We start from the raw sequence: 17,986 nt of genomic DNA, 5'->3' as shown, positions 1-17,986 counted from the left end.
GCCCGCCCGCCGGATCATCCGAGCACCGCGGCGAGCAGCTCGTCGACGAGCTCGACGTAGCCGAGGCCCACCGCCGCGTACATCCGCGGGACCTGCGACTGCTCGGTGAAGCCCGGCGCGGTGTTCACCTCGTTGAGCACCACCCCGTCACCGGTCACGAAGAAGTCGAAGCGGGCGACCCCGGCGCAGCCCAGGACCTCGTAGAGCACGGCGGCGGCCCCGGTGACCGCTGCGTGCTCGGCGACCGACAGGCCGGCCGGGATCCGGAACGGGGCGCTACCGTCGTACTTCTGTTCCCGGTCGAAGACGCCGCGCTCGTCGGTGGCGATCTCCAGTGTCGCGCCGCACCGCAGGACGCCGGACCGGTCGCGGAACAGCGCCACGTCGACCTCACGCCCGGCGACGAACGACTCGACGAGTACGGTGCTGCCGGCGGAGCGTGCGTGCTCGATCGCCGCCGTCAGGTCGTCGTGCCGCCGGACCAGGGTGACGCCGTTGCTCGACCCGGCCGACGTCGGCTTCACCACGAGCGGGGGTGCGGACGGGACGGCCGCCGCTGCCTCGGTCGCCGACACCGCTGCCGCGACGCGCACGGCGGGCGCGCAGGCGATGCCGACCGCGCCGGCGACCGTCTTCGTCACCCACTTGTCCGCCGCGAGGGCGCCGGCTCGGACCGGTGAGCCGACGACGGGCACGCCGACGAGGTCGAGCAGCCCGGCGACGGCGCCGTCCTCGCCGTGCTCGCCGTGGAGCAGCGGGAAGGCCGCGTCGCAGGACGTCAACCGGGCGACGGCATCGGCCGGGGACAGGAGCGCCCCGCCCTCGTCGTGCCACGTGCCGTCACGGCCGACGGTCAGCGGGACCGCGGTGTGGCCGCCGGTGCGGAGTGCGGCGACGACGGCCGCCGCGGAGGCCAGGGACACGTCGTGCTCGTCGTTCGCGCCGCCGCCGATCACGGCGACGCGGTGGTGTGGTCGGTCGGTCACGGGTGCTCCTCGGTGCTCGGATTGGTGCTGGTGCTGGTGCTGGTGCTGGTGCTGGTGCGGTGCACGCGGGCGACCCGGCTGCCGATCCGCGTGACGAGCTCGTGCGGGATCGTCCCCGCCCACGCCGCCCACTCGGCGACGGTCGGTTCGCCGCCGTCCCCGGGGCCGAACACGGTGACCGGTTCGCCCGGGGACGTGCGTTCGGTGCCGGTGTCGACGACGACGCTGTCCATCGAGAAGCGCCCGACGACCGGACACCGGCGCCCACGGACCAGGACCTCGGCCCGGCCCGAGGCAGCGCGGGGGAGACCGTCGCCGTACCCGAGCGGCAGCAGCGCCAGGTTCGTCGCGGACGCGGTCGTGCTCGTCCCGCCGTACCCGATGCGGGTGCCCGCCCTCGCCGAGCGCGAGGACACGACCGCGGTCGTCAGTGACAGCGCCGGCCGCAGCCGGTCGGTCGTGCCCGAGGGGTCGATGCCGAAGAGTCCGGCGCCGATCCGGTGCAGGTCGAACCCGGCCCCGACGCCGGTCAGCGTGGCAGCGGTGGCCGCGAGGTGCACCGTGGACGGGGTCAGCCCGCGGCGACGGGCGGTCCGGACGGCGTTGCCGAAGAGCAGGCGTTCGCGGACGTTCTGGTCGTCCTCGGGGCGGTCCGCCGAGGACATGTGCCCCATCACGCCGACGACCCGGACCGCGCCGGTGCCCTCGGCCTCGCGCGCCAGCGAGCACAGCGCTGCCCAGTCGGCCGGCGCACACCCCTCGCGGGCCATGCCGACGTCGACGTGCAGGTGCACCCGTGCCGCGCGACCGACGGCGCGTGCCGCGACCACGACGGCGACCAGGACGGCGGGGTCGGCGACGGCGAGCGCGACGTCGGCGCCGACCGCCGCGGCGAAGTCCGCGTCCGGTGGGTTCAGCCAGCTCAGCACCGGTGCGGTCACGCCCTCGGCGCGGACCGCGAGCGCCTCGTCGACGCTCGTGACACCGACGGAGCCGGCCCCGGCCTCCAGGACGGACCGTGCGACCGCCCCGTGCCCGAACCCGTCGGCCTTGAGCACCGCCATCAACCGTCCGCCCGTCAGGGCGGCGAAGAAGGTCGTGTTGGCGCGGATGGCGTCGTCGTGGACCGTCAGGAGCGACCCGGACGCGGTCACTGCTGCATCCGCGGGTCGCCGGTCGGGTCCCAGTACTTGCGGGGGCACCCGTCGGAGGGGGCGTCCGGCCGGAGCTCGAAGTGCCACGCCTCGTTGTCGTAGACCTGGCAGAGCCCGTACCGAGCGCCGTTGTCCTGCAGCCACGTGGCCGCATCCCAGTCCCCGATGTCGATCGCCTCGCCGCGGACGTGGAGCGACGTCTCGGGCGTCGAGACCCAGCGCGCCGCCTCCTGCCGCGAGCCGTACTCGGCGACGGCGTCGTCGAGGAGTCGTTCCTGGAGCGCGGGGGAGCGCCAGCCGCTGTTCACGACGAAGCGCACGCCCTCGCCCTCGGCGTCCCGGGCAGCGCGACGGACCGCGTCGAGCAGGTCCGGCTGCAGTCGTGCGACCGCGGGCAGGTCGTCGTCGAAGACCGACGCGCCGGACGGCACCTCGCCGGCGGCGGATCCGGTGGCGGCGCCGGTCGTGCCGTCGTCGTGTGTGCCGGCGGAGGCGCCGGTGAGGCCGTGCCCCGGTGCGCCGCCGGTCGCTCCGGGGCGGCCGGAGACGGCGGACAGCACGACGAGGACGACGGCGATCGCCGCGACGAGGGCGAGGAGGACGACGACCAGGACGGCCTCGGTTCGTCGCGGGCGTGCGGGGACGGGGACGGAGGGAGGAGCGGGACGGTGCTGCATGTCGACCAGTGCAGCGTGGACCGTGTCGTCGGAGCGTACGCGTTTCCGCATACGCTCCCGACACGTACCGCCGCCTAGCATCGGTGCCGTGCGTGTGCTGATCCTCGAGGACGAACCCCTGCTCGCCGAGGCCGTCCGCGACGGCTTCCGCCTCGAGGCCATCGCGGCCGACGTCGCGCAGGACGGGGACGCCGCGCTCGAGCTCCTCGCACTGAACCGCTACGACGTTGCGGTGCTCGACCGGGACGTCCCCGGGCCGACCGGCGACGAGGTCGCCGCACACCTGGTCGCGACCGACGCCGGCGTCCCGGTGCTCATGCTGACCGCGGCCGACCGTCTCGACGACAAGGTGTCCGGCTTCGCCGTCGGTGCTGACGACTACCTGACGAAGCCGTTCGCACTGCGGGAGCTCGTGCTCCGCGTCCGCGCGCTGGCACGGCGGAGCGGCGAGCAGCGCCCACCGGTCCTCGAAGCGGCTGGGCTGCGGGTCGACCCGTTCCGCCGCGAGGTCTTCCGCGACGGCCACCACGTCGCCCTCACCCGCAAGCAGTTCGCCGTGCTCGAGGTCCTCGTCCGCGCCGGTGGCGGGGTGGTGAGCGCCGAGCAGCTGCTCGAACGCGCCTGGGACGAGAACGCGGACCCCTTCACGAACGCCGTCCGGATCACGGTGTCGGCGCTCCGCAAGCGCCTGGGGGAGCCGTGGGTGATCGCCACCGTGCCGGGCGTCGGCTACCGCATCGACACCGACGGACCGCGTGCCGACGGCGTGACGGACGGCGGCTCGTGACCGACCGTCGCCGCGGCGCCAGCGTGCGGGTGCGACTCGCCCTCAGCTACGCGGGGGTGGTGGTGCTCACCGGAGCGCTGATCCTCGCCGTGGTCTGGGTGTTCCTCCTGCGGTACGTGCCCGTCGGGAACCTGGCCACGACCGACGGCTACGTCCCGGATCGTTCCGACCTCGTCCGTGCGTTCGTCCCCGCAGCGGCCGCGGTGTCCGTGGGACTCGTGGTCGTCGGGCTGGTCGGCGGGTGGTTCCTCGCCGGGAGGGTGCTGGCGCCGCTCCACCGGATCACCGACGCCACGCGACAGGTCGCGGCGGGGTCGCTCGCGCACCGCGTCGCGCTCCCCGGGCGACGCGACGAGTTCCGCGACCTCGCCGACGCGTTCGACGGGATGGTCGGACGGCTCGAGGCGTACGTGGCGGAGCAGCAGCGCTTCGCGGCGAACGCCTCGCACGAGCTGCGGACGCCGCTGGCCACGACGCGCGCGCTGCTCGAGGTCGCCGCCCGCGAGCCGGACCGCGACCCGGCCGGGGTCCTCGAGCGGTTGCGGAACGTGAACGAGCGGGCGGTCGACCTGACCGAGGCCCTGCTGGTGCTCGCACGAGCCGGCCGGGAGCTCCCGGACCGCGAGCGGGTGGACCTGTCGCTCCTGGCGGACGAGGCCGTCGAGACCGTCCTGCCCCTCGCCGAGGCGCGGGGCATCGACGTCGAGCCCGTCACGGCGACGGCGTGGACGACCGGCTCGACGTCCCTGCTGCTCCAGCTCGTGACGAACCTCCTGCAGAACGCCGTCGTCCACAACGTCGGCCCGGGGCGGGACGGCTGGGTCCGCGTCACGACGGGCACCCGGCAGGGCGCGTCGGTCGTCGTGGTCGAGAACCCCGGTGCCGTCGTGCCGGCCGCGGTCGTCCCGACCCTCACCGAGCCGTTCCAACGGGTGGCCTCGCGGCGGCGCGAGGACGACGCCGGCGCCGGTCTCGGTCTGGCGATCGTCGCGGCGATCGTGACCTCGCACGGTGGCACGCTCGACGTCGCCGCACGTCCGGAGGGCGGTCTCGTCGTCGAGGTGGCACTGCCCGCCGCGGGGTGCCAGGCCGGGCCGTCCTCTGCCGCGTGACCGCCGTCGTGCACGGGAGCCGAGCCGCTCCGTGCGAGGATCGGTCGGTGCAAGCAACGCCCGTCGCCGTCGTCATCGCCGCGATGACCGAGGAACTCTCCGCCGTCGCCACCCTGCTGGGTGGTGTCGTCATCGACGACGGGCCGGTGGGCGGACACGACGAGCACCACCTGCTCGACGTCGGCGGATCGGTGGTCGCCCTCCGCCGCAGCGGCATCGGGTTCACGAACGCGACGGCCGCCGTCGCGCACTGCTTCCACGACTTCGGCACCGTCCCGGTGCTCAGCGTCGGGACCGCCGGCGGGCTCATGCGCGGCATCGAGATCGGTGACGTCGTCGTCGGCGAGCACTACGTGAACATCAACGCGGACGCGACGGCGTTCGGCTACGCGCTCGGGCAGGTCCCCGGGATGCCGCCGCAGTACGCGCCCGACTCCCGCATGCTCGCCCGCGCCGCCGCTGCTCGGACGCCGTACCGCATCCGGTCCGCGACCATCGGCTCGAGCGAGGTCTTCGTCACCGAGGGGCGCGCCCGTGCGTTGCGCGAGGTCTTCCCCGCGGTCGCAGCGGTGGACATGGAGTCCGCGGCCATCGCGCAGTTCGCGCACGTGCACGACATGCCGTTCCTGTCGATCCGTGGGATCAGCGACCTGTGCGCACCGGACGGCGACGAGTTCCGGGAGCACCTCGACGACGCGTCGGCACGCGCAGCGCGCGTGGCGCACGACGTGCTGCTCGACCTGGCGGCCTGAAGCGGCGACCACCAGCGACCGCCACCGCCCACCGGACGGGAGGCAGGGCACCCGTCGGTCCCGCGCCTCCCGTCCGTCGGTCGCCCGCGTCGGACGCGCGTGCCGGCAGACCGGGTGAGCGCCGGGTCAGCGACGCCGGCGGCTGGCGATCAGGCCGCCGAACACCAGGACGACCGCGATCACGAAGACGATCAGCTGGGCCGGTTGGAACCCGTCGAGGTCCATGGTGCACTCCTTCCGTGCGCGGGACGTCCGCGCTCGCATCGACCCGAACGGTAGGACGCGGTTCCTGTACGCGTCGAGGGGACGGGGTACGGCTCCTGCACGACAGCCGGTCTCCGCACACTCGTGCACGGTTGGGCGCCAGCCGAGTGCCTCGACGCTCCGCCGGTGCGATGATGATCCGCGGCCGTCGCACGGACGGCCCGGACGGAAGTGACGAGCGTGACCGAGACCCGCTCCCCGGCGCCGACGAGCGACACCGTCGACGACCCCTCGCACGGGCCGGCGAAGGGCATCGCAGCCCTCGCCCTCACCGCCCTCGGCGTCGTGTTCGGCGACATCGGCACCAGCCCGCTGTACGCCCTCCGCACGGTGTTCACCATCGACGGCGGCATCGTGAAGGCGAACCAGGAGGACGTCTACGGCGTCATCTCGATCATGTTCTGGAGCGTCACGATCGTCGTGTCGATCAAGTACGTGCTCGTGCTCATGCGCGCCGACAACGACGGCGAGGGCGGGGTCATGGCGCTCGCCGCACTGGCGCGCCGGCTCTACGCGAAGCGGCGCGGGGGCGCGACGGTCTTCCTGGTGATCGGCATCATCGGTGTCTCGCTCTTCTACGGCGACTCGGTCATCACCCCGGCCGTGTCCGTGCTCTCCGCGGTCGAGGGGCTCTCGACCGCGGCGCCGTCGCTCGAGCACCTCATCGTGCCGATCGCGGCCGTCATCCTCGTGCTGCTGTTCCTCGTGCAGCGGTTCGGCACCGGCAAGGTCGGCAACCTGTTCGGTCCGGTGATGCTGCTCTGGTTCGTGGTCATCGCCGCGGCCGGCGTCCCGCACATCGTCGCGCACCCCGGCGTGCTGCAGGGGCTCTCGCCGACCTGGGCGATCTCCTTCCTCGTCGCCCACCCGTACATCACGTTCGTGGCGATGGGCGCCGTCGTGCTCGTCATCACCGGGGCCGAGGCGCTGTACGCGGACATGGGCCACTTCGGCCGTCCGGCGATCCTCCGCGCCTGGTTCTTCGTGGTGTTCCCGGCGCTCGTGCTCAACTACCTCGGCCAGGCGTCGCTGGTGCTGCAGGACCCCTCGGCGGCGAAGGACCCGTTCTTCCTGCTCTTCCCGGACGCCCTGCAGATCCCGGTCGTCGTGCTCGCGACGATGGCCACGGTGATCGCGAGCCAGGCGGTCATCTCCGGCGCCTTCTCGCTCACACGCCAGGCCGTCCAGCTCGGGCTACTGCCGCCCCTGACGATCCGGCAGACCTCGCGGGAGGAAGGCGGCCAGATCTACCTGCCGGCGGTCAACCTGCTGCTCTTCATCGGTGTCCTCGCGATCATGCTCGCCTTCCGGTCGTCGGCGAGCCTCGCCACCGCGTACGGGGTGTCGGTGACCGGCGCGCTGGTCGTGGACACGCTGCTGCTGCTCCTGGTCGTCAAGCCGCTCTGGCACTGGGCGACGTGGAAGCTCGTGCTGGCCGCGGTGGTCTTCGGCGGGCTCGAGCTGACCTTCCTGGCCGGCAACCTGTCGAAGATCGTGCACGGCGGCTGGGTCCCGCTGCTCATCGCCCTCGCGGTGATCACGCTGATGACGACCTGGCGCCGGGGGCGGCAGCTCGTGCAGGAGGAACGCAAGGAACGCGAGGGCTCACTCGCCGAGTTCATCGAGCGCATCAACACGAAGCACGTCCCACGGGTCGAGGGCATCGCGATCTTCCCGCACCCCAACAAGGAGACGACCCCGCTGGCGCTCCGCGCGAACGTCGAGCACAACCACGTGGTGCACCGGACCGTGATCATCGTCTCGGTGCTCACCGCGAACGTGCCGCACGTGCCGCACGCCAAGGCGTTCTTCCGCGACGACCTCGGGTACGAGGACGACGGCATCGACCACATCACGGTGAAGTTCGGGTTCTCCGACGACCAGGACCTGCCGCGGGCACTGCACGCCGCGTGCCTGGCCGAGGTGCTCGACGTCGATCCGGAGGCGATCGCCGGGGCGTCGTACTTCATCTCCCGCGGTGCGCTCCGACCGCAGGCAGGCAACCGCGGCATGGCGCGCTGGCGGAAGAAGCTCTTCGTCGGGTTGGCGCACAACGCGGCCGATCCGGCAGCGCGCTTCGGGCTGCCGGCACAGCGCACGGTGACGATGGGCAGCGACGTCGAGCTCTGAGCGCCGTCCGTGCGGCTGAGCACCGTCCAGGCGGACGGCGTAGCGTCCGACGGGTCGTTCCGCCACCCGGGCTCCTGCGGCACCGAACGGAAGCCGCACCATGGCACACCGGAACGACCTCACCTGGCGTCAGGACAGCGACGCCTCCTGGTCGGCGTGGGCCGACGGCCGCGTGCTGGCCCGCATCACGCTCCAGCGGCAGTACGAGCTCGAGTCCGAGGACGGATCGGTGCGCGGGTCGCACAGTGCCCTCGGCAGTGCGCAGGCGCAGCTCGAGGCCTGGTACCAGTGGGAGACCGCGGTCGGCGACGCCTGAGGCCGCCGTCCCTCGGCCGGACCGGGCCGCCGCAGCACTCCGCCCGGTCGCGGTGACGACCTGCCGGCCACGTCCACAGCGCGCCAGGAGGACCGCGCGGACCGTGCCGTCGGGGGAGCCCGGCCGGGTCAGTGTGCGCGGCCCCGCAGGCGACCGACACCGAGCACGATGCCGACCACGACCATGCCGAGCACGAGCCCGAACACGGCCGACACCGCGGTGTCGACGATCCACGTGACGACCGGGCCGGCGACCTCGACCGCGTGCTCGACCACGTGCAGCAGTTCTTCCGGGCCCGCCCAGAACGTCTCCGCCAGGTTCGCGATCACCAGGTGCCCACCGACCCAGAGCATGGCGACCGTGCCGACGATGCTGATGACCCGGAACACCGTCGGCATCGCGCGCACGATCCGCGCACCGGCACGGCGGGTCCGCCGGGAGTCGTTCTTCATCATCTGCAGGCCGATGTCGTCGACCTTCACCAGGAGCGCCACGGCGCCGTAGACCAGGGCCGTCATCCCGAGCCCGATCAGCGCGAGGGCACCGACCTTCGGCCAGAAGTCGAGCCCGGTGTCCAGGCTCGACAGGGCGATGAGCATGATCTCGGTGCTGAGGATGAGGTCGGTGCGCACGGCGCCGAAGACGAGCTTGGGCTCCGTGGTCGGCTGCGCGTCGCCGGCGGCCTCGTGGTGCACACCGAACCACTCGGTGACCTTCTCGGCGCCCTCGAAGCACAGGTACGTGCCGCCGATGACGAGCAGCCAGGGCAGCACCCACGGGGCGAACGCCGACAGCAGCAGCGCCAACGGGATGATGATGACGAACTTGTTGAAGAGGCTGCCGAGCGCGATGCGCCCGACGACGGGGAGTTCGCGAGCCGGTTGCAGTCCCTGGACGTACTGCGGTGTGACCGCCGCGTCGTCGATCACGACCCCCGCGGTCTTCGCGCTGGCCTTGAGGGCCGCGGAGAGGATGTCGTCCACCACGGCGAGCAACCCGACTGACATGTCGCTCACCCTACTGGAGCGGTCACCGGCGTCCGTCCCGCGCCCTCCCACCGGCCGGCGCTTCCCCCAGATCGGGGTACGTGCGACGGCGGGTCCGTGCCGACATCCGTGGAGCGGCGCGCAGTCAGACCGTTCTGCTCGCGCGAACGGGGTACGCCGCTGGGGGTTGCCTGGCAGCCGCCCGTCGTTCCACTGACGGCAGCCCTTCCCGAGCCGACACAGCAGGGCACACCGAGCACCACCACCACGGTCCGCCGACGCCACCCACGTCGGCGCCCACAGGCAGGAGCGCCCCTTGCAGTCCTCGATCGTCGCAGCCCTCACCGTCGCCGTGCTCGCAGTCGGCGCGGTCGCCGATGTCTCGGCTCCCCCCTCCGCGTCCGCCGCACCGACGTCGACCACGACGACCTCCGCCCCGAAGGGCACCGTCGTGTCGAACGGTCGGACCTGGAAGCAGACCTACCGGCAGGACTTCGCCACGGCCGCGCCGGCCGGCAAGGTCGCCGCGAAGTACCCGGGCATGGGCCTGTACGACGGGTTCTCCGACACGAGCGGTCAGGGGCGCTACACACCGTCGAAGGTGCTGAGCGTGCAGAACGGTGCGCTCGACTTCTGGCTGCGGGCCGACCGCGGTCAGCCGCTCGCCGCGGCCGTCATGCCCGACGGCTACGCGCCGCACCGCACCGGCCGCGTCTCGATCCGCTACAAGACCACGAAGACCCCCGGGTACAAGTTCGTCGTGATCCTGTGGCCGTCGAGCGACCGGTGGAACGAGGGCGAGATCGACTGGCCCGAAGCGGCCCTCGGCGCGAAGCCCCGACCCGCGTCGGCCGTCCCGGGCAGCCTGCGGAACGGCGCCATGACCTTCCAGCCGGAGCGTGAGACCTTCGCGGCCACCGACACGAGCAGCTACCACGTCGCCACCACCGAGTGGGACAGCAAGGTGGTCCGCTTCTTCTGGGACGGCAAGCTGGTCGCGTCGACGACGAAGGCCGTGCCGACGAAGCCGATGCGGGTCACGCTGCAGGCCGAGACCGACACCGGTGGGCGCGTGCCGGCGGGCGCCTCGGGGCACGTGAGCGTCGACTGGATCGCGATCTACGACTGACGGGAGGCGCGGTGCCGGTGAGCGGGACCGCCCACCGGCACCGCGCCTCCGGGCTCAGCCTGCGGTGCGACGGGCGGTCAGCCGACCGCGGCCCAGTGGCAGTGCGCCGCTGCGGTAGGCGAAGCCGTCGGCATCGCCGACCGTGCCGCTGGCGGTGCCGAAGTGCCACAGGCGGTTGAAGCAGGAGACGCCGATCCGGGTCGACCCGTCGTCGGCGACCGCCCACGTGCCGGTGCCCCACTGGGCCGGGTGACCGACGCCGTCGATCGTCACCGTCGGTCGGGCTCCCCAGGTCAGCAGGGGGCGACCGAGGTCGAGGGTGATCCGGCGCTTCGTCGTGCCGGACGGCTGCGGGGTGTCCATGCGGTCAGGGTACGGGCGTCGGCACCCTGAACGCGCCCGGGCGGCCGTCCGTAGGATCCGCTGCATGGCTGACTTCACCGCTGCACAGGCCGCCGTCGTCCGGATCGAGCGCGCGGAGGAGGGCCGGTGGGACCTCACCCTCGTCAGCGACTCCGGCGTCCGGATGGGGCACGGCGTGCACCTCCCAGACGCTGCGTCCGACGATGCCGAGGACGAGCGGGTCGCAGCCCTCGACTTCGTGCGCGGGTACGGGTTCCGCTTCGAGGCCGACGCCGTCGTCACGGACGGCCCGGACGCGTTCTGGGCGCCGTTGCTCCCGCTCGGGTCCGACGAGCACCCGACGGACTGAGGCTGGTCAGTCCTGGTCGTCGAGCGCTGACCGTTCGAACCCGATCAACCAGGTCACCCCGAACGCGTCGCGCACCGTTCCGTCCCAGTCGCCCCACGGCCGCTCCTGGAGGTCGTCGACCACCGTGCCGTCGGAGGCCAGGTCCACGAACCACCGCCGGAGCACCTCGGGCCGGGCGCTCCCGAGCAGGGCGAACAACAAGCCGGAGACCGCGAGCGCGGTGTCGTCGGGGCCGGTGTCGGCGGCGAAGAGCCGGACCGGGCCGACGAGCTCGCCGTGCGCCACGGCGCCGGGCGGCCCGTCCTCGCGAGCGGCCTCCTCGTACGAGGTGACGCGGACGTCGCCGCCGAAGACCTGCTGCCAGCGGGCGAGCGCCGTGCGGGCGGTGCCGGGGAGCAGGAGGTACGGGGTCGGGGCTGTGCCGTCCATGGGCTGACCGTACTCCGGTGCTCGCAGGCGGGCCCCCTTCGGCCTCCCTGTCCGTAGTCGACGTGAGATGCCGGCGTCGTGCCGAGACGCCGGCGTCGTGCCGAGACGCCGCCGTCGTGCCGAGACGCCGGTGTCGTGCCGAGACGCCGCCGAAGAGGACGGCGTCTCGCGCGATCGGGGGCGTCTCGCGGTGACGCCGGCGTCTCGGACCCGTCCGGCACGGCGAAACGCCGGCGTCTCGGGCCGGCCGCCCGGCTCAGGCGCGGTGCCGCGTCCGACGCGCCCGGCGCAGTCCGACCACGGCCGTGCCGAGCGTGAGGAGCGCCACGGCCCAGCCGATCGGCACGGCGGCATCGGCCCCGGTCCAGGCGAGCTCGCCAGCGGTGTCCGCGACGGAGCGGGCGCTCGACGGACCACCGTCCGGGTCCTGCCCGACCCGAGCTGCGGTGGTGGCGTCTCCCTCGGGAGCGGTCGCCGCCCGTCCGCCGGTCACCCGCACCGGGAACGTGGTCGCGGTGCCGTCGACCGACACCCGGACGGTCTGCGACGCCGCACCGGTGAAGGTCACCGTGACGGTCCCGTCGGCGCGGTCGACCCGGTCGGCGTCGTCGCTCGCACGGACCTCGGCGTCCTCGGCGACCGCCACCGTGTTGCCGAACCGGTCGGTCGTCCACGGTTCGAGCGTGAGGGAGCCGCCGAGCGCCACGCCCAGCGGATCCGGGTAGACCCGGCCGTCGGCACCGACCCAGGTGTACGTCCCGTCCGACGCGGCGGGGACGGTGCGGACGACCACGCCGACGCCGGTGGCGGCAGCGGGCAGGACGGTCCAGCGCACCCAGTGCTCCGCGGAGCCGACCGCGGTCGTCGCGGTGACCCGCACGGTGGCGGTGCCCGCGTGGGTCGGGGTGCCGGAGAGCACACCGTGGGCGAAGGTCAGCCCGTCGTCCGGGTGGGCCGTGGCGCCGTCCGCGGTGGTGAGCGAGTACGCGGCTCCGTCGGCGTCCCGTGCGCGCAGGTCGGCGGAGGACGGTTCGCCGGCCCGGACGGTCGGGAGCACCTGGGGGGAGGACTCGCTGGTGGCCGCTGCCCAGGACGGCACGTCCGCCGTCGTCGGCGAGGACGGCACGTCCGCTGTCGTCGGCGGGGTGACCGGTGTCGGCGACGACGACGCTGTCGACGCCGACACGGGCTGGGTGGCGGCCCGGGCCGTGGCGGCCGGCAGGACGCCGAGTGCGGCGGCGACCAGCACGGCGGCGGCCGCGGCGGTGGTGCGCGCTGCGGACCGAGCGCTCGGGACGTGGTGCATGGTGCTCCTCGCGGATCCCCGGAGCGTCGGGAGACCGCGCCGGGACCGGTCGTCGGGTACGTCCGGTGCCGCGAGCGTAGGCGGCGAGGAACCTTCGCGGACGATCGGTTGCGGCTTCCCGAAGGGACCCTGTGGAACCCCGCAGCGCCGTGCGGCACCGTGCGTCGCACCGCGGGCGCGGATCAGGACGCGGCGATCGCGCCCATCTCGGCGACGACGGTGCGGAGCTTCACCGCGAGCTCGTCGCTGTCACCGACGGTGTCGCGGTGCGCGACCTCGGACAGCGCGGACAGCACGAGTCCGACGGCCGTGCGAGCGGTCTGCTCGTCGGTGCGCGACGACACCGTGGCGAGGAGCGACTGCCGCGACTCGGCCATCCACTGCATGACCATCGGTGCCATCTCGGGTCGGAGCACGAGGAGCTCCTTCATCCGGCGGCGGTCCTGGGAGAGCGGGACGGTCGCGGCGATCAGGACGCACAGGTCGTCGACGAGTCGGCCGTCCGCCTCGGCGAAGCGCGTGGCCGCCCACTCCGGCACCTCGACGGTGTCGAGACCGAGCGCCGCGTGCGCCTTCGACGTGAAGTAGTTGAAGAAGGTCCGCGGGGAGACGTCGGCGTCGCTGCAGATCTGCTCGACGGTGACGCCGTCGAGACCGTGCTCGGAGACGAGCGTCAGGGCGGCGTCGTGGAGCGCCTGCCGGGTCTGCTGCTTCTTCCGCTCGCGCAACGTGCACGGTGCGGTGACCGGCTCCGGTGCTGCTGTGGTGCTCACGTGCACTCCTGTGGTGCTGGGCGGCCACCGTGTGCTGCGGTGGGCCGGGTCGTCTGCGCCGGACGGGTCCGGCACGGGGAGGCCGCCCGCACCCCGGGCGGGGTGCGGGCGGCCGGGGGTCACCGACGCTGGGTCGGCGTGGAGCCGGTCATCGGCCCGGTGAACGATCCGGCCTCGGCTGCTGCGAGCCCGGCGCGGGCCTCGAGCTCGGCCTCGGCCGACGGCGCCGAGCGGTCGACATCGGACGAGGAACCGTCGGACGAGGAGCCGTCTGACGAGGATCCGTTCGCGGCGTCGTGCTGTTCCTGCAGCGCCGAGCGCTGGCGCAGCGGCGGCACCCGGAAGAACCAGGTGAGCACGAAGGCGAGCAGGATCACGCCGAGTCCGACCCAGTAGATCGTCACGGATGAGGCGTTGAAGCCCGCCATGAACGGCCGCGTGAGGCGGCTGTCGGCGCCGGTGAGGAACGAGGTGTCGTTCGTGCTCGTCGCCGCGGAGTCCGAACTGGCACCGTCGTCGATCTGCTTCGCCAGGGCCGGCGTGAGCTCGTCCACCCAGTACGACCGCTGCGAGGCGTTCGACCAGTCGACCGACACCGTGCCGTCCTGGACGCTGGCGTGCGCCTCGTCCGCCACGGCCTCGAGGGCTGCGGACTCTGCCGCCGGGGTGGCCGCTGCGACCTGCTGGTCGATCACGCCCTGCGCCGCGGCTGCGGGCACGGCACCGGCGGCGACCTGCTGCTGCACGGCCGCGGTGACCTGCTGCGTGACGGCCTGGTCGGCCGCCTGCTTCGCCTGCGCCGAGGCGTCGTCGAGCTTCCCCTGGACGGTCTGCTGCAGCGGGGTGGTGATCGGGGCCCAGATCGTGTCGATCGCGCCCTGGTTGGCCGGCTTGCTCGCCACCGCGGGGTCGAGTGCGGCCGACAGCGCCGGCTTGAGGTCGGCCTGGTTCGCGGTCGCCGTCAGGATGTTGCTCGGCATGACCGAGAACAGGATCGAGAGCAGCACCGCGGTGCCGAGCGTTCCGCCGATCTGCCGGAAGAACGTCGCCGAGCTGGTCGCGACGCCCATGTCCCGGGCCTCGACCGAGCCCTGCGACGCCAGGGTCAGCGACTGCATGACCGAGCCGAGCCCGAGGCCGATCAGGAACATGCCGATCATGAGGAACCAGAGCGGCTTGTCGATCGTCATGAAGGTCAGGACGACGTAGCCGGCCGACACCAGGAACGTGCCGATGACCGGGAAGATCCGGTAGCGGCCGACACGGGCGACGATCTGGCCCGAGGTGATCGACGCGATCATCAGCCCACCGACGAGCGGCAGCGTGGCGAAGCCCGACTCGGTCGGGGTCAGGCCCACGACGATCTGCAGGTAGAGCGGGATGGTCAGCATGGCGCCGAACATCGCGAAGCCGACCAGGAACCCGATGACGGTCGCCATCGAGAACGTGCCGGAGCGGAAGAGCTTCAGCGGGATGATCGCCGCGTCGCCCATCTTCGACTCGACGAGCAGCAGTGCGACGAGTCCGAGCGCACCGATCACGTAGCTGGCGATCGCGGCGGGCGAGCCCCAGCCCCAGGTGCGGCCCTGCTCGGCGACGAGCAGCAGCGGCACGAGCGTGACGATGACGGCCGTCGCGCCCCACCAGTCGACCTTCGGCTTGTCGCCCTTGCCGTGCACCTTCGGCAGGTGCAGGAAGACGATCACCATGATGAGCGCGGCGACGCCGATCGGCACGTTGATGAGGAGCACCCAGCGCCACCCGGTGATCCAGAGGATCTCGGAGGAGCCGGCGAGCAGGCCGCCGATGAGCGGTCCGATGACGGACGAGATGCCGAACACGGCGAGGAAGTACCCCTGGTACTTCGCACGCTCACGCGGCGCGAGGATGTCACCCATGATCGCGAGCGGCAGCGACATGAGCGCGCCGGCGCCGATGCCCTGCACGGCACGGAAGGCCGCGAGCATGAGCATCGAGGTGGACATCGAGGACAGCACGGCGCCGAGGATGAAGACGACGATGCCGAAGATGTAGAGCGGCCGTCGGCCGAAGATGTCGGAGAGCTTGCCGTAGATCGGCGTCGCGATCGTCGACGTGATCAGGTAGGCCGTGGTCACCCATGCCTGCTGGTCGAGGCCGTGCAGGTCGTCGCCGATGGTGCGGATCGCCGTGCCGAACACCGTCTGGCCGAGGGACGACAGGAACATGCCCGCCATCAGGCCGTAGATCACCAGGAGGATCTGGCGGTGCGTCATGAGCGGCTGCTGGCCGGAGGTGCCGGGCGCGTGCGCGCCGGTCGCCGCGTCGGGGCCGGCGGTGTCGCGGCCCTGCTGCACCGAGACGGGTGCGGTGGCGGTCATCGAACTCCTTTTTCGTACTGTGTAACTTTGCAGACCGCGCAACGATACCTCCGGTGGTTCCGGAATGCAACTAAATGGCGACGGACGGGAGGCGCGTCGCGGCGCCGCCACGCGCCTCCCGTCCGGCCACCGCTCGCCCGGTCGCGTCAGCGGGCGTCCGCCGTCCGAGGTACCGTTTCCCCATGAGCACGGACACCGCCACCGCCACCGAGACCGCCGACGAGGGGCCCGTGGTGACCTTCGCCGACCTCGGCCTGAGCGATCCGGTGCTCAAGGCCGTCAAGGACATCGGCTACGAGACCCCCTCCGCCATCCAGGAAGCGACGATCCCGACGCTGCTCGAGGGGCGCGACGTCGTCGGCCTCGCGCAGACCGGCACCGGCAAGACCGCGGCGTTCGCGCTGCCGATCCTGTCCCGCATGGAGTCGGGCAGCAAGGTGCCCCAGGCCCTCGTGCTGTCGCCGACCCGTGAGCTCGCGCTACAGGTGTGCGAGGCGTTCGAGCAGTTCGCGTCGCACATGAAGCACGTGCACGTCCTGCCCGTCTACGGCGGCCAGGCGTACGGCGTGCAGCTGTCCGCGCTGCGCCGTGGCGTCGACGTCGTCGTCGGCACGCCCGGTCGCATCATGGACCACATCGCCAAGGGCACGCTCGACCTGTCCCAGCTGAAGTACCTCGTGCTCGACGAGGCCGACGAGATGCTCAAGATGGGCTTCGCCGAGGACGTCGAGACGATCCTGGCCGAGACGCCGGACGACAAGCAGGTCGCGCTGTTCTCGGCGACGATGCCCGCGCAGATCCGTCGCATCTCGCAGCAGTACCTGAACGACCCGTCCGAGATCACCGTCAAGACCAAGACGAAGACCGCCGCGAACATCACGCAGCGCTACCTGATGGTGTCGTACCCGCAGAAGGTCGACGCGCTCACCCGCATCCTCGAGGTCGAGGACTTCGAGGGCATGATCATCTTCGTCCGCACGAAGAGCGAGACCGAGACCCTGGCCGAGAAGCTCCGCGCCCGCGGGTACGCCGCGGCGGCGATCAGCGGTGACGTCGCCCAGGCGCAGCGCGAGCGCACGGTCAACCAGCTGAAGTCCGGCAAGCTCGACATCCTGGTCGCCACGGACGTCGCCGCCCGTGGCCTCGACGTCGACCGCATCACCCACGTCGTGAACTTCGACATCCCCGTCGACATCGAGTCCTACGTGCACCGCATCGGCCGCACCGGTCGCGCGGGCCGCAAGGGCGACTCGATCAGCTTCGTCACCCCGCGCGAGCGCCGGCTGCTGTCGGCCATCGAGCGCCACACGAAGCAGCCGCTCACGCAGATGCAGCTGCCCACGGTCGAGGACGTCAACGAGACGCGCCTCAGCCGGTTCGACGACGCGATCACCGCGGCGCTCGAGCAGCAGGACCGCATCGAGAAGTTCCGTGACGTCATCGCGCACTACGTCCGCAACCACGACGTGCCCGCCGAGGACGTCTCGGCCGCGCTCGCGGTCGTGGCGCAGGGTGACTCGCCGCTGCTGCTCGACCCGGCCGACGACCAGCTCCGCAACCAGGTGGACCGCGACGGCCGCCGTGGTGAGCGCCGCGACCGTGACGACGACCGTGGTGGCCGCGAGGACCGTGGGCCGCGCCGCTCGCAGCCGATGACCGCCTACCGGATCGAGGTCGGGCGTCGCCACCGCGTCGAGCCGCGCCAGATCGTCGGCGCCCTGGCGAACGAGGGCGGCCTGCGGCGCGACGACTTCGGCGCGATCCAGATCCGACCCGACTTCTCGATCGTCGAGCTGCCCGAGAGCATGGACCCGGGCGTGCTCGACCGGCTCGCCGACACCCGGATCAGCGGGAAGCTCATCGAGATCGCGCCGGACCGCCGCGGCGGTGCCCGTCGGTACGACCGCGACGACCGCGGACCGCGTGCGCCCCGTCGGGACGACCGTCCCCGCCGTGACGACCGCCGCGACGACGACCGTCCGGCACGCAAGCCCCGGCACTGACCAGCCATCGGTCGGTCACTGACCGGCCACTGACCGGCCACTGACCGGCCACTGATCCGATGCGCGACCCCGTTCTCCGGGGTCGCGCAGTCGCGTCGCGGGACCCCATC

Annotated in this window: 17 protein-coding genes; 8 read left to right on the top strand and 9 right to left on the bottom strand. The window is 72.7% G+C overall.

Annotated elements, in window-relative coordinates; all coding sequences use genetic code 11:
• Positions 1 to 14: 14 nt before the first annotated feature.
• The 3 genes from Q9R28_RS12155 to Q9R28_RS12145 are packed head-to-tail and all read right to left on the bottom strand — an operon-like array spanning position 15 to position 2,817.
• Positions 15 to 986, bottom strand: coding sequence for an ATP-grasp domain-containing protein (locus Q9R28_RS12155; RefSeq protein WP_311206213.1), 972 nt, complete (start codon positions 984 to 986; stop codon positions 15 to 17).
• Positions 983 to 2,140: an alanine racemase gene (gene alr, locus Q9R28_RS12150; RefSeq protein WP_311206212.1), complete on the bottom strand. Its 1,158-nt coding sequence runs from the start codon at positions 2,138 to 2,140 to the stop codon at positions 983 to 985. Before alr ends, Q9R28_RS12155 begins: the two co-directional genes overlap by 4 nt.
• Positions 2,137 to 2,817: a M15 family metallopeptidase gene (locus Q9R28_RS12145; protein ID WP_311206211.1), complete on the bottom strand. Its 681-nt coding sequence runs from the start codon at positions 2,815 to 2,817 to the stop codon at positions 2,137 to 2,139. Before Q9R28_RS12145 ends, alr begins: the two co-directional genes overlap by 4 nt.
• Before the next feature lie 88 nt (positions 2,818 to 2,905).
• On the opposite strand from Q9R28_RS12145, the gene Q9R28_RS12140 reads away from it, so the two are divergent.
• The 5 genes from Q9R28_RS12140 to Q9R28_RS12120 all read left to right on the top strand — a co-directional run bounded on the left by Q9R28_RS12140 (position 2,906) and on the right by Q9R28_RS12120 (position 8,178).
• Complete coding sequence (locus tag Q9R28_RS12140) at positions 2,906 to 3,604, top strand: response regulator transcription factor (RefSeq protein ID WP_311206210.1); 699 nt, start codon at positions 2,906 to 2,908, stop codon at positions 3,602 to 3,604.
• The gene (locus Q9R28_RS12135; RefSeq protein ID WP_311206209.1) at positions 3,601 to 4,716 is read left to right on the top strand and encodes a HAMP domain-containing sensor histidine kinase; all 1,116 of its coding nucleotides are present in this window, start codon (positions 3,601 to 3,603) and stop codon (positions 4,714 to 4,716) included. Before Q9R28_RS12140 ends, Q9R28_RS12135 begins: the two co-directional genes overlap by 4 nt.
• A 47-nt stretch (positions 4,717 to 4,763) precedes the next feature.
• Entirely contained in the window at positions 4,764 to 5,468 is a 705-nt protein-coding gene (mtnN, locus tag Q9R28_RS12130; RefSeq protein ID WP_251160560.1) for a 5'-methylthioadenosine/S-adenosylhomocysteine nucleosidase, read from the top strand.
• A gap of 444 nt (positions 5,469 to 5,912) precedes the next feature.
• Positions 5,913 to 7,862 (top strand): potassium transporter Kup, encoded by a 1,950-nt coding sequence (locus tag Q9R28_RS12125; protein ID WP_251160559.1) that lies wholly within the window; start codon positions 5,913 to 5,915, stop codon positions 7,860 to 7,862.
• Positions 7,863 to 7,962: 100 nt separating this feature from the next.
• A complete protein-coding gene (locus Q9R28_RS12120; protein WP_066652356.1) occupies positions 7,963 to 8,178 on the top strand; it encodes a hypothetical protein in 216 nt (71 codons plus the stop codon).
• A 128-nt stretch (positions 8,179 to 8,306) separates the two neighbouring features.
• Here the strand turns inward: Q9R28_RS12120 and Q9R28_RS12115 are convergent, their stop codons facing one another.
• Positions 8,307 to 9,185, bottom strand: a complete 879-nt coding sequence (locus Q9R28_RS12115) for a DUF808 domain-containing protein (protein ID WP_311206208.1) — start codon at positions 9,183 to 9,185, stop codon at positions 8,307 to 8,309.
• Positions 9,186 to 9,480: 295 nt separating this feature from the next.
• Between Q9R28_RS12115 and Q9R28_RS12110 the strand changes: the two genes are divergently transcribed.
• Positions 9,481 to 10,293 (top strand): glycoside hydrolase family 16 protein, encoded by an 813-nt coding sequence (locus Q9R28_RS12110; RefSeq protein WP_311206207.1) that lies wholly within the window; start codon positions 9,481 to 9,483, stop codon positions 10,291 to 10,293.
• 54 nt (positions 10,294 to 10,347) lie between these two features.
• Here Q9R28_RS12110 and Q9R28_RS12105 read toward each other — a convergent pair whose 3' ends face one another.
• The gene (locus tag Q9R28_RS12105; protein WP_066652360.1) at positions 10,348 to 10,656 is read right to left on the bottom strand and encodes a hypothetical protein; all 309 of its coding nucleotides are present in this window, start codon (positions 10,654 to 10,656) and stop codon (positions 10,348 to 10,350) included.
• A 64-nt stretch (positions 10,657 to 10,720) separates the two neighbouring features.
• Between Q9R28_RS12105 and Q9R28_RS12100 the strand changes: the two genes are divergently transcribed.
• Positions 10,721 to 11,005, top strand: a complete 285-nt coding sequence (locus Q9R28_RS12100) for a hypothetical protein (protein ID WP_066652361.1) — start codon at positions 10,721 to 10,723, stop codon at positions 11,003 to 11,005.
• Between the two features lie 6 nt (positions 11,006 to 11,011).
• Here the strand turns inward: Q9R28_RS12100 and Q9R28_RS12095 are convergent, their stop codons facing one another.
• The 4 genes from Q9R28_RS12095 to Q9R28_RS12080 form a co-directional block, all read right to left on the bottom strand.
• Positions 11,012 to 11,434, bottom strand: coding sequence for a glyoxalase (locus Q9R28_RS12095; protein WP_066652363.1), 423 nt, complete (start codon positions 11,432 to 11,434; stop codon positions 11,012 to 11,014).
• Between the two features lie 256 nt (positions 11,435 to 11,690).
• A complete protein-coding gene (locus Q9R28_RS12090; protein WP_311206206.1) occupies positions 11,691 to 12,740 on the bottom strand; it encodes a hypothetical protein in 1,050 nt (349 codons plus the stop codon).
• Between the two features lie 182 nt (positions 12,741 to 12,922).
• Positions 12,923 to 13,513: a TetR/AcrR family transcriptional regulator gene (locus Q9R28_RS12085; RefSeq protein ID WP_066652370.1), complete on the bottom strand. Its 591-nt coding sequence runs from the start codon at positions 13,511 to 13,513 to the stop codon at positions 12,923 to 12,925.
• A gap of 119 nt (positions 13,514 to 13,632) precedes the next feature.
• Positions 13,633 to 15,873, bottom strand: coding sequence for an MDR family MFS transporter (locus Q9R28_RS12080; protein ID WP_066652372.1), 2,241 nt, complete (start codon positions 15,871 to 15,873; stop codon positions 13,633 to 13,635).
• 182 nt (positions 15,874 to 16,055) lie between these two features.
• Between Q9R28_RS12080 and Q9R28_RS12075 the strand changes: the two genes are divergently transcribed.
• A complete protein-coding gene (locus Q9R28_RS12075; RefSeq protein WP_066652376.1) occupies positions 16,056 to 17,876 on the top strand; it encodes a DEAD/DEAH box helicase in 1,821 nt (606 codons plus the stop codon).
• The last annotated feature ends 110 nt before the right edge of the window (positions 17,877 to 17,986 follow it).

It is taken from the genome of Curtobacterium sp. BRD11 (assembly GCF_031844345.1).
Taxonomy (GTDB): domain Bacteria; phylum Actinomycetota; class Actinomycetes; order Actinomycetales; family Microbacteriaceae; genus Curtobacterium.
This window is presented reverse-complemented; position numbering and strand designations above follow the sequence as displayed.

Coding starts and splice junctions, on each gene's coding strand:
- Q9R28_RS12145 (WP_311206211.1), bottom strand. CDS start 2,817: ATGCAGCACCGTCCCGCTCCTCCCTCCGTCCCCGTCCCCGCACGCCCG.
- Q9R28_RS12120 (WP_066652356.1), top strand. CDS start 7,963: ATGGCACACCGGAACGACCTCACCTGGCGTCAGGACAGCGACGCCTCC.
- Q9R28_RS12115 (WP_311206208.1), bottom strand. CDS start 9,185: ATGTCAGTCGGGTTGCTCGCCGTGGTGGACGACATCCTCTCCGCGGCC.
- Q9R28_RS12105 (WP_066652360.1), bottom strand. CDS start 10,656: ATGGACACCCCGCAGCCGTCCGGCACGACGAAGCGCCGGATCACCCTC.
- Q9R28_RS12100 (WP_066652361.1), top strand. CDS start 10,721: ATGGCTGACTTCACCGCTGCACAGGCCGCCGTCGTCCGGATCGAGCGC.
- Q9R28_RS12095 (WP_066652363.1), bottom strand. CDS start 11,434: ATGGACGGCACAGCCCCGACCCCGTACCTCCTGCTCCCCGGCACCGCC.
- Q9R28_RS12090 (WP_311206206.1), bottom strand. CDS start 12,740: ATGCACCACGTCCCGAGCGCTCGGTCCGCAGCGCGCACCACCGCCGCG.
- Q9R28_RS12080 (WP_066652372.1), bottom strand. CDS start 15,873: ATGACCGCCACCGCACCCGTCTCGGTGCAGCAGGGCCGCGACACCGCC.
- Q9R28_RS12075 (WP_066652376.1), top strand. CDS start 16,056: ATGAGCACGGACACCGCCACCGCCACCGAGACCGCCGACGAGGGGCCC.